This window comes from Fictibacillus tiangongensis (assembly GCF_048083785.1).
Taxonomy (GTDB): Bacteria; Bacillota; Bacilli; order Bacillales; family Fictibacillaceae; genus Fictibacillus.
In genome coordinates this window covers 408,989-421,676 of record NZ_CP182294.1, presented here as the reverse complement: position 1 = coordinate 421,676, position 12,688 = coordinate 408,989, and the positions used below count along the sequence as shown (strand labels likewise).

At 40.5% G+C, this 12,688-nt stretch carries 12 protein-coding genes; 2 read left to right on the top strand and 10 right to left on the bottom strand.

Going from position 1 to position 12,688, the window contains the following annotated elements; all coding sequences use genetic code 11:
• Positions 1-120 precede the first annotated feature (120 nt).
• Positions 121-705 (bottom strand): vWA domain-containing protein, encoded by a 585-nt coding sequence (locus ACNJYY_RS02420; protein WP_416730416.1) that lies wholly within the window; start codon positions 703-705, stop codon positions 121-123.
• Between the two features lie 96 nt (positions 706-801).
• On the opposite strand from ACNJYY_RS02420, the gene ACNJYY_RS02415 reads away from it, so the two are divergent.
• Complete coding sequence (locus ACNJYY_RS02415; protein ID WP_416730415.1) at positions 802-1,302, top strand: hypothetical protein; 501 nt, start codon at positions 802-804, stop codon at positions 1,300-1,302.
• Positions 1,303-1,345: 43 nt separating this feature from the next.
• Here ACNJYY_RS02415 and ACNJYY_RS02410 read toward each other — a convergent pair whose 3' ends face one another.
• The 3 genes from ACNJYY_RS02410 to ACNJYY_RS02400 form a co-directional block, all read right to left on the bottom strand.
• A complete protein-coding gene (locus ACNJYY_RS02410; RefSeq protein WP_416730414.1) occupies positions 1,346-2,458 on the bottom strand; it encodes an NAD(P)/FAD-dependent oxidoreductase in 1,113 nt (370 codons plus the stop codon).
• Positions 2,459-2,570: 112 nt separating this feature from the next.
• Positions 2,571-3,356, bottom strand: coding sequence for an SDR family oxidoreductase (locus ACNJYY_RS02405; protein ID WP_416730413.1), 786 nt, complete (start codon positions 3,354-3,356; stop codon positions 2,571-2,573).
• Between the two features lie 118 nt (positions 3,357-3,474).
• Positions 3,475-4,596, bottom strand: coding sequence for an NADH-dependent flavin oxidoreductase (locus ACNJYY_RS02400; protein ID WP_416730412.1), 1,122 nt, complete (start codon positions 4,594-4,596; stop codon positions 3,475-3,477).
• A gap of 355 nt (positions 4,597-4,951) precedes the next feature.
• Here ACNJYY_RS02400 and ACNJYY_RS02395 point away from each other — a divergent pair, with 355 nt between their 5' ends.
• The gene (locus ACNJYY_RS02395; protein ID WP_416730411.1) at positions 4,952-5,410 is read left to right on the top strand and encodes a TspO/MBR family protein; all 459 of its coding nucleotides are present in this window, start codon (positions 4,952-4,954) and stop codon (positions 5,408-5,410) included.
• Positions 5,411-5,451: 41 nt separating this feature from the next.
• On the opposite strand, the gene ACNJYY_RS02390 is transcribed toward ACNJYY_RS02395, so the two are convergent.
• The 6 genes from ACNJYY_RS02390 to ACNJYY_RS02365 all read right to left on the bottom strand — a co-directional run bounded on the left by ACNJYY_RS02390 (position 5,452) and on the right by ACNJYY_RS02365 (position 12,684).
• Positions 5,452-6,165 (bottom strand): VCBS repeat-containing protein, encoded by a 714-nt coding sequence (locus ACNJYY_RS02390; protein WP_416730410.1) that lies wholly within the window; start codon positions 6,163-6,165, stop codon positions 5,452-5,454.
• Between the two features lie 117 nt (positions 6,166-6,282).
• A complete protein-coding gene (gene xylF, locus ACNJYY_RS02385; RefSeq protein WP_416730409.1) occupies positions 6,283-7,401 on the bottom strand; it encodes a D-xylose ABC transporter substrate-binding protein in 1,119 nt (372 codons plus the stop codon).
• The gene (locus tag ACNJYY_RS02380; RefSeq protein WP_416730408.1) at positions 7,398-8,918 is read right to left on the bottom strand and encodes a response regulator; all 1,521 of its coding nucleotides are present in this window, start codon (positions 8,916-8,918) and stop codon (positions 7,398-7,400) included. The genes xylF and ACNJYY_RS02380 overlap by 4 nt, the downstream gene beginning before the upstream one ends.
• A complete protein-coding gene (locus ACNJYY_RS02375; RefSeq protein ID WP_416730407.1) occupies positions 8,896-10,359 on the bottom strand; it encodes a sensor histidine kinase in 1,464 nt (487 codons plus the stop codon). The genes ACNJYY_RS02380 and ACNJYY_RS02375 overlap by 23 nt, the downstream gene beginning before the upstream one ends.
• Complete coding sequence (locus tag ACNJYY_RS02370) at positions 10,356-11,333, bottom strand: sugar ABC transporter substrate-binding protein (protein WP_416730406.1); 978 nt, start codon at positions 11,331-11,333, stop codon at positions 10,356-10,358. Before ACNJYY_RS02370 ends, ACNJYY_RS02375 begins: the two co-directional genes overlap by 4 nt.
• A gap of 175 nt (positions 11,334-11,508) precedes the next feature.
• Entirely contained in the window at positions 11,509-12,684 is a 1,176-nt protein-coding gene (locus tag ACNJYY_RS02365) for a sugar ABC transporter permease (protein ID WP_416730405.1), read from the bottom strand.
• Positions 12,685-12,688 lie beyond the last annotated feature (4 nt).

Here is a 12,688-nt window from a genome sequence, read left to right as displayed (position 1 = left end):
TTACCACTATAGTATATTACATATGTAATGTACTATATATTTCCAATATATGCAATATGTTGTTTATGATGACATAAAAAAAGACACTCTCCTGTATAAGGAAACTGTCAAAATGTTATGTTATTTATTTCTTCGCTGTATGATCTCTTCACTCATCATATAGTATAAATTTTCTATTCCATTATGAGTAGCATCAAAACTAAACGCATCCTCTTCTTTAATACCGAGATTTTGCGCTTCAGCTATAACGTCAATATTTGCACCCATAAAAATAAATTCCCATTTGTATTTCTCTTGCTGATGTTCTATGAGCTTCTTTAACTTTTCGTGTGTGAATTCAGAACTCGCGTTTTCCATTCCATCTGTCGTAATAACAAAGATCACTTTACCTGGTCTGTCCTGTTCTTCAGTGCGTGATAGCCTGTAACCAACATCCAATATGGTTTTGCCTAGAGCATCCAAAAGCGCTGTAGTTCCGCGGACATAATAGTTCTCGCTCGTTAACTGAACTTGTTCTGCTGGTACACCATTCCATAGAATTTCATACTGATCATCAAATAAAACCGTCGAAAGAAGTGTTTTTCCCTTCCGATTAACTTGCCTTTTTACGAACGAGTTAAACCCTCCAATAGTGTCCTTCTCCAACCCTGACATCGAACCACTTCGATCAAGCAAAAATACGATTTCTGTTACATTTTTGTTCACCCTTAACCATCTCCTAACATTTGTCATGCTATAATCATAGCTAGAAAGAGCCAGTAATTGGTCGCCTGCGAAGCGACATTTAGGAGGTGATCGGATATGATTGATCAAAAGCTTTTATTAGAATTAGAAAACTACCTGAATGATTATTTCATGATGGAATTAGAAGTTTGTCAATCTTCTAAAATGATGGAGGAATGTTTAGAAGAAAACAGTCTCCGTTTTGAGTTAGATGCGTTTATTCATCAAAACAAAAAGCCAACGCTGCAGGAAAAACTTTTTCAACTGATTGATGAAAAAGGTGTGACCGACGCAGATGTTTATAAGAAAGCCGGCTTAGATCGAAAGCACTTTTCTAAGATTCGCTCTAAATCAGATTATCGACCAAAGAAAAATACGATTCTTGCGCTGGCTCTTGGCTTGGAATTGGACGAAGATGATACAGAAGAGCTTCTGGAAAGTGCAGGATACTCACTATCTCTCAGCGATACAAACGACTTAATCTTTAAATTTTTTATTAACAAAAAAATCTATGATATCGATGCTGTCAATGAGTACCTGGTGTATTTCAGCTTAAAGCCAATTGGGAGTACCATATAAAAAGACAACTCACTTGAGTGGAAGTTGTCTTTTTTCATTGCGATTATTCAAGAGCTTCAGATACATCATAGTTAGATATATCAAGTTCTGTAGATTTTCCTAATGCAAGTTTCGCAAGTTCAGACCCTAAGTAAGGTCCACTTGTAAGCCCTGATGCACCAAGCCCGTTCGCGACCGATATGTTGTTAAAATTAGGAAGCGGTCCGATTACTGGTAAAAAACCTGGCGTGAACGGACGGAAGCCTACTCTCGTCTCAAGAAGTGATCCTTCTGATAGGCCAGGTGCAACAGCTAAAGCTTTTGAGAGTATGTCATGAATACCGCCTGCCGTTACCCGGTTATCAAAACCTGCCTCATCTTCGTGTGTCGCTCCTACGACTACACGATCATCAAAAGTGAGAATGTACTGATTTGTAGGCGGCATCACCACTGGCCAATCGTCTGTATCCGTTTTTGGCAAATCCAAATGGATGATCTGTGCTTTTTGCGGAGTTACTTTAAAGTTGATTCCAAGCGGCTTTAAAATTTCATTGGACCATGCTCCTGCTGTTATGATGATTTGATCAGCGAAGAATTTTTGGCCCTTAAGAGAAACACCCGAAACTTCTTTTCCTTCATAAAGCAGGCTCGCATTTCCTTGAAGGATCTTCACTCCGTTTTTCTTAGCACCATTCAACAGAGCGTCACGCATCGCTCTTCCGTTTACACGAGCACCGCCACTTACAAAGACCGAACCGAATTCGTCGGATAAAGGCGGAAAGCGTTTCTTCGTTTCTTCTGGAGAAAGAATCGTTATCTCGCCAATTTCTGGTGCATCACCTCTACGTTTCAAAGCCCGCTCTGCCATTTTTTCAAGTTTTTCAGGATCTGCATGTAAGCTCAGTGTACCTACACGTTTGTAACCGGTATCCGTTTCACCGTCTTCTTCAAGCATCTTAATGAGTTCAGGATAATACCGCGCTCCGCTCTTTGCTAACTGATACCAAGCTTTGTTACGGCGCTGTGATAACCACGGACACACGATGCCTGCTGCTGCATCTGTCGCTTGTCCTCTATCTTTTCTATCGATTATTAGAACCTCTGCATCAGATTTACTTAGATGATAAGCGGTAGACGCTCCTAAAATTCCTGAGCCGATAACAATTATTTTTTTCATTTTCAAACATCCCTACTATCCCGTTGATCTATGTATTTAACTATAGTATTTTCTTTAACAAAACTCAAAAAACCCTGACTTTTCATCAGGGTCTCATCAGATGTTGATTACTTTAAATTTTCATTTCCCAACGTTCTTTTTCCGTTTTCTTTAACTGTTCCTCTACTTCTTGTGGATGAACAGTGCGGAAATAATGTTCTTCGGCCGGGATGATTTCAATCATTTTCTCAATCATGTCTTCTGGATCATATTGATTCTTCAGCTGCTCTTCTTGCTTGTTCATATCTTCCTTTCTTGTAAAATTCTTTTCAGGATCATACCATTTGTATTTTTCTTCTGCACTTCGATCATTGAAGCCAGTTGCATAAGCGCCTGGATTAATCGTTGCGACTTTCACACCAAACTCTTGAAGTTCAGCCTGCATCGTTTGAGCAATTCCTTCAATCGCATGCTTTGTTGCCGTATATGGTCCAACATATGGTGTCGCTGATATACCTGCCATAGAACTCAAGAATATAATTTTTCCGCTTTGCTTCTCGACAAATTTTTTCGCTGCCAGCTGAACCGATTTTAACGTGGCGAATACGTTTACCTCAAATAAAGCACGAACGCGATCCATCGGAACTTCAGCTAATGGGCCACCTTCATTGATGGCTGCATTTGCTACAAATATGTCAAAGTCATACTTTTCTACTTGTTCTAGATCTCGTTCATTTGTTATATCAAGTTTGAACACCTCTATATCAAGACCAAGATTCTTTGATTCTTCTAAAAGAGCTGTTTTTTGTGACGTCGTTTCAGTTGTGGCGATAATGGCATGTCCTTTTTTAGCGAGTCCGATAGCTGCACCTTTTCCTAATCCACTTCCTGCGCCTGTTATAAATATCGTTTTGCTCATTGAATAAGCCTCCTAGTCGTATGTCTACTCTATCTCTTCCCACACTTGTTGAAAGTAAACTTTGTTGTGTTCATAAACAAAAAAAGCAGGATCAGCTCCTGCTTTTTCTTATCTTCTATTAAACTCCTGGGAACCATCCTGGTGCGTTCAAGATTGCGTTCCACAACGGATCTGGTACTACTAGTTCATCTTGTTTCGTTTTATCAAGTTTCGTTACGATTTCAGACTCTGTGCCTTGTTCGATCTTTTGTACCCAGTCTGGATCAATAATGAGTTCACGTCCTAAAGCAATGAATGGCACTCCTGTTTCTAAAGCTTTGATCGCATCATCTGCTGTATAGATGGAACCTACTCCCATAACAGGTACACGATCGCCTACTCTTTCGTTAATAATCTCAATGCGTGAACGTGTATCTTCAACTCCTCGTCTAGGTTCAGACCAGAAATCCATTACCGAAACGTGAAGATAATCTAATTTTTTTGCACTAAGAGCATCAACAAGTGCTAACGTATCAGCCATCGTAATTCCTGGTGTTTCAGGTTCTTCTGGCGAGAAGCGGTAGCCTACGATGAATGAGTCATCCGCATATTCAGCCACTGCTTTTTTCACTGAATCTACAACAGCTAAAGGAAACGCCATACGTTTTTCTAACGAGCCGCCCCATTGGTCTTCACGGCGATTGGCGTGTGGAGAAAAGAACTGCTGAATCAGATAGCCGTTCGCACCGTGGATCTCAACACCGTCAAAACCTGCTTCAATCGCTCGTCGAGTGGCCTCACCAAAATCACGAATGATAGATGATACTTCTTCTGAAGTCAGTTCGCGTGGCACAGGTTTCCCTTCACCTGAAGGAATATTGCTCGCACTCACAACATCTCCGTTTGGAACAAGTTCAGGTGGCACTTCACGACCACCATGGAAAATTTGTAGAATCGCTTTTGATCCTTTTGCTTTTATGGCAGAAGCTAAGCGACGAAGACTTGGAATCATGTCATCCGTATCTCCAGCGAACTCTCCTGGGAATCCTTTGCCGTTAGCCGTCACATTCGTACAAGCTGTAATAACCATTCCAACAGCTTCAGAACGGCGCTCGTAGTAGCGAATTTCTTCATCTGTTACAGTTCCGTCTTCGTTTGAAGAAAAGTTCGTCATCGGTGCCATAACAACACGGTTCTTAAGTTCAACGCCGTTTTTAAAACGATAAGATTCAAACAATGGTGCATATTTTTTATTCATCATGTTTGTCTTCCACCTCTTATTTTTATTGGACTGTTTTCAAATAGTTTGTGTTTTTATCATTATTTCTTAAAACTTCTATGAAAGTTGATTGTAGTGCAAGATTGCGAGACTCCTGGGGGTCACCCCCCGGAAAGCGAGCATTCTGGAACGGAAATCAACCACATACATTACTTACTATGAAATAGCCCTAATCATAACTTTCTTTTTTAAAGTAACTATTATAATAATACCCTCTCTTTCCAAATGCAAAAAATACGCTTATGGTTTTAAGGATAATTTAAAAAGGGAACAGTATACTTCTAAGAAATATAGACAATTGATCGCACGATTTCCACTACAACCCAGGAGGTAACGCATGAAAAAATCCAGTATTGCCGTCTTTATCATTATCTTTGCCCTGTTCTATGTTTCCAGTTTTCTCTTTCCGATCGACCGTGAATGGTATGACGCACTGAACAAGCCATCATGGACTCCGTCAGGACAAACAATCGGTATTATTTGGGCCGTTTTGTTCTTTTTAATTGCTCTATCCGCAACTCTTATCTACAATCAATATGGTTTTAAACACATTGGCTTTTGGATTCTTTTTGCGATCAACTATGTATTCAACCAAGCTTTCGGTTATTTTCAATTTACACAAAAAGATTTATTCGCAGCGAGCATTGATGCACTATTGATTGCGATAACGACTTCACTTTTAGTCATATATGCCGGTCGTTTAAGAAAAGTTTCGGGATGGCTGCTCATCCCTTATCTTCTCTGGAGTTCGTTTGCTACCTACTTATCATGGACCATCTATAGCATGAACGCATAAGCAAAAAGAGATCTAGCCTTAAAGAGGCAAGATCTCTTTTATTATGTTCCAGAAATCGCTACGTATTGATTCTGAAGAACAAATCGATTATTCATCCATCCTAGCGTGTTCACCACATATCCTAGAGCATCTGCGTTATATAACCCTGCGATCTTTTGATAAGCAGAAAGCTCGTAAACTCCGTCGGAATCAAAATCGATTGGATATAGACCACTTAATGGATTCACAAAGCCTGTAATGGGTTTCTTCAGCTTTCCGTTCACATCATATATTTCATTTAAATACTCTTTGTCTCGCATAGATATATCAATGATATACGTTTTCCTGTTACGCTTACTTACAACTCGAACTTTGTAGTTATCCTCATAGACCACATCATATTCATAAGCAGCATTGTAAGCGTTGAAATTAAACATCTCTTGGGGTGTATTCCCTATAAACGAATACACATAATGGTACATGAATCCTCCACTGCCTCCTGAATTGATGCTGACCAACACGTCTGAAACACCGTTGCCTGTAAAATCTCCTAAAAACAAAGTCGGGTTGTAGCCAGCATTGTCAGAAAGAGGTACTCTTGTCTGAACCCCTGTTCTTCCGTTCTTTACAAAAAGCGTAACGTTCTCAATAAATGGGCTGTCCTGACTCTTCGTACCTGTTAGATATACATCATCTGGTACCCGGTCACCGGTCACATCTCCCTTAGCGAATGCAACAACACTCGGAGTCACTCTATAATTGTAATGGTTATACATAACATGCTCCTTGGTAGATAAATTTTACTACCATGGTATGGGCACCTATCGGAAATGACACAATCATTTCTTCAAAAAAAAAGAGCCCCGCGTCATATGGTGATCACGGAGACTGGTTTATTGCTGATTCTGATACACATCAATTGTAGAATGAAATCCGTCTTTAATAATTGTTTCGTCAATATTCCCCTTATCAACTGCGATCGGAGATAATAATACAGAAGGAACCTCTATTTTACCGTTGTTTATCTTTCGTTCTGTTTTTATCGTTTCCCCTTTTGCCATCTTCACTGCCAATTCTGCCGCTTTTTCTGATAAAGCCTGAATCGGTTTATAAACCGTCATCACTTGAGTTCCCCGCACGATCCTCTGCACGCCAGCAAGCTCCGCATCTTGTCCTGAGACCGGAATCTTTCCTGCGAGTCCTTGTGCTTCAAGCGCTTGTATGACGCCTCCGGCAGTAGCATCATTCGCTGCGATCACCGCATGAATTTCATTGTTGTTCGCTTTCAGTGCCGATTCCATATTTTTAAAAGCATTAGCAGGCGTCCAGTCTTTGGACCATTGATCGTATACGACCGTGATAACCCCTTTATTAATTAATGGCTGAAGAACTCGGAACACACCTTTTTTAAACAAGTGAGCATTGTTATCCGTTTCAGCTCCTCCTATATACACGTACTTTCCATTCGGAACAAGCTTTGTTATTGCTCGGGCTTGTAGCTCGCCTACCTTTTCGTTGTCGAAAGATACGTACATGTCGAGGTCAGCATTTTTGACTAGACGGTCGTATGCCATCACTTTAATGCCTGCTGAGTGTGCTTTCTTGACGATCGCCGCCATAGCTTCAGCGTTATGGGGAACAACGACAAGAAGGTCGACCTCGTTCTGAATGAGTGTTTCAGCTTGTGCAATCTGCAAAGAGTCATCACCGTTAGCAGCGAGAATTTCTACCTCTGCTCCTAGATTCTCTACGGCTTTTTTGAAGAGCTCTTTATCTTTTAGCCACCGTTCTTCCAACAAAGTATCCATGGAAAAGCCAATCTTAATCTTTTCCTCTTTTACTGACCCGCTGTCAGTCTTTTCACTTTTAGAAGGAATCGCTTTTCCAAGTGTCTTATTACTCGTACTGTCTTTGTCGCATCCGGAAGCACATATCAAAGCTATGAATAACAGAACGAAGCATAAACGATTTAAGAATCTTCTCATGAATGATGCTCCTTTACGTACCTTCATCCTTTTTTACCTAGAACAGTCCTGCGATATTCTGTAGGTGAAAGCGTAACCATTTTTTTGAACACTTTGCTGAAATAGTTAGGTTCGTGATAACCGACCTCAAATGTGATTTCTTTTAAGCTTTTTTCTGGATCTGCCATCAGTTTCTTCGCCTTTTCGATCCTGCATTCTGTCAGAAAATCAATATAGTTGATTCCTAGTTTTTCTTTAAACATCTTACTAATATAGATCGGACTTAAACCTACTTTTCTTCCTAACGCCTCAAGAGAGATGTCTTCATGAGAATGTTCTATGATATATTGTTTAATCTGATGAATCGTATCGGCTTCAAGCTGTTCATAATGTTCTTCGTATGAAATCCGCATCTGTTTGAATAGATGTTCAGATTCAGAACGAAGCTGACGGTAGTCTTGAGATTGATAAGAAAAGAAAGGTGTTTCAGTCTCCATTCCCATTTCATTCATTACTCTTGCAGCGACCCAGAGCAGTTCTAGAACACGCTGCTGCGTTTGGAGCAGATCTGTCCCTTCGTTCTCGCAACGTTGGATGAGCCTCATTACATTTTTAAGAACTTCATCCCATTTCCCTAACCTGATCTCATCTAAAAACTGTTTTTCTCGCAGTTTGGATTGAGGTCTGTCCTCTGTACTCCCAAGCACTGGAACATCATGATAAAAGCGATATTTAACAGGCAAGGAGGAATCCATCGTCGCAATAAGCGATTCTTGATAGGACTGCCGAACTTGATCTAAAGAATGACACATATTTCCGATCCCTATAAACCATCCATCATCAGACCTTGCTTTTCTCAGTGAGAGAATATCTTTTGCCAGGGAAATCGCTTGAGAACGAAACGAAGAACCAGGTTTACGAAAGACGATAATAGGAAGCTGACGGCCATACAAGGCACCAACCCACCCACTCGCCGATTTCCTGACCTTTTCTTTGATCAACGAATAAAGGTTTTCTTCACCTTGTGGAAGTAGAATACTCATCACGAATGGTTCATGAGTAGAAGAGATATCGAGCATATCAACGAGCATATCCAAATGGACATCATGTACATGATCGAACAACAGCTGCGTGACAACATCTGTTTCCACGAGTGGTAACGTACTTTCCAAAACCTTGAGAGATCTGCGCTCTTCTGCAATCTCCATTAAGACTTTCCCGACCGTCTCCTCAATCTCACTCACTCTGCTAGGCTTTAGTAAATAATCCTTCACTCCTAATTTGATCGCCTGACGAGCATAATCAAACATATCAAAAGCCGTAATCATCACAAACTTAATAAAAGGATTCATGGATGTAATCTGCTGAATCGCTTCTAGTCCGTTCATTCCTGGCATCTGAATATCCATCATTACTAAGTCAGGCTTTACTTCCGCCGCAACTTGTACAGCTATCTTTCCATTTCTCGCTTGATGAATCTCAAGATTAGGAAATGCCTTCTGCAAAATAACTTGCAGCCCTTCTCGTTCAATCTGCTCGTCATCAACGATCAAGAGTTTGAGCATGCTGTTCAATCCCCCTCGTCTTAGGAATTCTTATTACCACCGTCGTACCCACACCGATATCACTTTGAATATCCATCACGTTTTCAAGACCATAAAAAAGTCGAAGTCGCTTCACAACATTCGTAAACCCGATACCTGTTGAAGCACTGTTTGTCTCAACCAGTTCTCCGTCTAAGATCTGTAACCTGATATTCTCAGGTATTCCAGGTCCGTCGTCTTCCACTTCGATTCTCACCATGTTATCGTCATCTTTAATTCGAAGCCAGATCTGTCCGCCATCTTCTCTTGGCTCAACCGCATAGATCACGGCGTTCTCAATAATCGGTTGCAGAGTTAAGCCAGGAATCTGAACATCTAAACAGGACTGATCAATTTCGAGGTGCAACGTCAGCCGATCAGTAAACCTTGCTTTTTGAATGTTCATATATTGCTGGATCACCATCACTTCATCTTGAAGCGTAACGGATTTGTCTAACCACTTTAAGTTGTACCTTAAAAGACCAGCCACACTTACAAGTAGATCACTCGTTTCTTCTGATCCTTCCAAATAAGCCTTTTTTGATAGGGTATTTAGCGTATTAAATAAAAAGTGCGGGTTGATCTGGCTTTGCAGATTCTTAAGCTGACTCTCTTGCAACAGAAGCTTGCTTTGCTGCAGTTCATGCTCCAGCTGCGCCTTCTGCTGTATCTCCTGAAACAAATTATTGATATTGATGCGCATTCGATTAAAGGTTTGAGCAAGAAATGAGATCTCATCATTTGAATCAACTTTGATCTCTTTGTCAAACTTTCCTGCAGACAGCTCGTTCGCTGCACGTGTTAACTGCTGCACCGGTCTTGTGATACTTAAACTAAACCAATACGTAATCACGAGTAACAGCAGTGTGATCAGAAGCATCAGCCAGATTCCTAGTTTCTTAAATTCAGCAGACTGATCGATAATGCCTCGATAAAAAACGTCGTAAGTCTTCAGCTCTGTGTCGATCAATGTAAGCGTCATTTCTGATATATATTTGGAAAGACGCGTGGCTTCTGTAAATTCTTTGTTTGATGTCTCGGTGTCAGATTCCGCATAGAACATCAGAGAACGATCTGTTGTTTCGATCAAACTATCAATAAGATTCATATAATTCATGAGTGCAAATTCATTTTCTGAGTTTCTTAGTTTTCCGATTTCCAATTTTGCCATATTAAGTTTATCTTTGCTTTTATCAAGGTTATCCAAATGGTTCTCTGATGGTTCAAGCAAGTAGTTATTAAGGTCTGTAACCACTTTTTGACTCGTGCTCGTCACTTCATTCATGCTTAAATAACGTTGTAAGATGTCATTGTATTGATTTTGCGTTTTCTGATTATAGAATGTAAGCGCTATCCAAATAATGGCCATGATAATCAGAACGACTGATGCAAGCATCCATATTTTTTTCTGTATTCTGTTCATCTCTCGTCCATCGCCTTTATCATTCGAATTTCACTGGAATAACCATCCGCATCAAGAGGAACGGTTTCGTTCTTCAGCCATTGCATCAAGACATCTACGCTTTTTCTTCCCATCATCTCAGGTGACTGCTCAATCACACCATCCAACTTTTTTTGGTTAAGCAAGGTCATCGATTCTGATCCATCATCAAAAGAATAAATAAAATAAGGCTCTACCTGTCCACGTCTGCCAATCTCCTGAATCATAGCTCCTGCGGTATTGGCGTTCACGGCAATAAATCCATCAGCATCGGGATACAGATTCAAAAGGTCTCTTGTTTTTGCAATAACTTGCTCTCTCGTATCAGGTGTTTCTGCATAAATCGTCTTTATGTTCGGAAAGCTTCGAAGCACCTCTTTAATGCCTGAAAGCCGCTCTTCCTGATAGTATTCTTTTTGACTATCACTTAATAAAATCACTTGCCCTTCTTGTCCCATGTCAGACAACATGAGTTTGGCGATCATCATTCCTGCTAAGTACTGATTTGACCCAACATAAGTTTTCCGAAGACTTTCTGCTTTAGGTACGTCATTTCCAACCGTAACGATAGGAATGCCATAAAAGGCGGCTTTTACTTTCGTCAATTCTTTAAATCGATCTGTATCAAGTCCTTGAACGATGATGCCATCTACTTTTGACTGAATAGCAACCTCGAGCTTCTTCAAAAAATCATCTTGGTTCTTGGCGTAGCTTCCCCATACTTCAAGGCTCGCTCCACTTTTTTGAGCCTGTTGTTCCGCACCTTTTCCAACCTTATCCCAAAAAGGAGTATCCAATTCTTGTGTGATAAGAACAATACGAAAAGCATCTTCTTTCTGAGTAGAAGCTGCGGGCAGTTTCCAGTCCGTTTGAAACGCTTTTTGTGCGGTTATAAATGTGAAATAACTTAGGAAGATACATATAAAAACCAAAAGAATTAAGCCAGCTTTACGCAAGTGAAGTATCCCCTTTTTTTCCGATAATTTACTACTCTTATTTTATCATAAGAAACTTGATACGAACGCTTACCGATTTACCAATTAAAGGTATATTGCGAGGTATCTATGAGTAAAAAAAGTGAAGACATCTTTTAAAACGATGTCTCCACTTTTAACAAAACTGCGAATTCGGTTATCCTCTCTTTTTACGCGTTATCACATCAAACAATACTGCTGCGACCAACACGCCACCTCTAATCATGTACTGCATGGAAACCCCAACACCAAGAAGGTTCATCCCGCTTGATAAAGAAGCCATAACAATGGCACCGATGATAGCACCCGTTACTTTTCCAACACCACCCGCTGAAGAAACACCGCCCACATAAGCAGCTGCGATGGCATCAAGCTCGAATAGCGTTCCTGCTGTTGTCGTAGCCGATTGAAGACGTGAAGTAAAAAGAATTCCTGATAGTGCAGCAAGCATCCCCATTGATCCAAACACCATGTACGTAATCTTATTTACATTGATTCCGCTGAGATGTGCAGCTTCTGGGTTACTTCCTACCGCGTAAATGTGACGGCCAAGTACCGTTTTTGTCGTTAAGAAATGATACGCTACAACGACAAGAAGCATAATGACAACCGTCCAAGAAAAACCGTTATAACCTGCTAGAATCCAAGTTACATAGGCGATGATCGCTGAAACAAAAATGAGTTTAAACGTAAAGATCCCTTTGGATACAACATCGAACTGATATTTAATCTTGTTGCGGCGCGTAGAGATCTCGCTATAAATATAAAATAAGATAGATAGTAGACCTAGAATAAGAGATAAAAGATGCAGACCGTTTACGATCATAAGGGATGGAATAAATCCGTTTCCGATCGCGTTGAACGCATCGTCTTTAATAATAATCGTTCCTGTTTTCTCCGTTACTTGTAATAGCGCACCGCGGAAGATCAACATCCCCGCAAGCGTAGCTACGAACGAAGGGATCGCGTATTTTGCGATTAACAAACCGTTAAACAGACCAATAACAATTCCAAGCACAAGGATCACTGGAATCGTCACATAAACTGGCAATCCCATCTTTGTTAAAAGGATGGCCGCGATCGCACCAAGAAATCCTGCTGCGAACCCTACAGATAGATCGATATGACGAATAACGATGACGAGTGTCATGCCGACTGCTAGTACAGCGATATAACCAGTAGAATCTAACAGATTACTAATATTACGAGATGACATGAACAGCCCATCCGTCATGATGGAGAAGGTAAGCATAATCACAAACAACGCGATATACATCCCATAATCACGGATATTCTCTTTCACTAACGTTCTTGCTTCATTGATAAATTCCATTGTG